The 444-nt window shown below is 67.6% G+C and carries 1 protein-coding gene; it reads right to left on the reverse strand.

What is annotated here, in order from left to right; genetic code table 11:
* Nucleotides 1-444: ThuA domain-containing protein (locus G3I78_RS48485; protein ID WP_164437016.1), on the reverse strand; the 444-nt coding region annotated here is incomplete at both ends.

Genomic DNA, 444 nt, shown 5'->3' on the forward strand with positions numbered 1-444 from the left:
TTGGTGCGGAAGTCGTACCACTCGTCGAACCGCTCCCACCGTGAGGGCAGGTGGGCCGTCGACTCGTGGACGTGGTCCTCGACCTTGACGGTCGCGGTCTGGTTCTGGGGGTGAGCGCTGAAGTACGCGCCGACCAGCCCGCCGTACCAGGGCCAGTCGTACTCGGTGTCGGACGCCGCGTGGATGCCCGCGTACCCGCCCCCGTTCTGGATGTAGCGCTCGAACGCGGCCTGCTGGTCGTCGTTGAGGACGTCGCCGGTCGTGGACAGCCACACGACGGCTTCGTACTGCGCGAGGTTGTCGTCCGTGAACGCTCCCGCGTCCTCGGTCGCGGTGACCTCGAAGTTGTTCTCGGCACCGAGCTGCTGGATCGTGGCGATGCCCGCGGGGATCGACCCGTGGCGGAAGCCACCGGTCTTGCTGAAGACGAGCACGTCGAACGGT

The organism is Streptomyces sp. SID13726 (assembly GCF_010548375.1).
Taxonomy (GTDB): domain Bacteria; phylum Actinomycetota; class Actinomycetes; order Streptomycetales; family Streptomycetaceae; genus Streptomyces.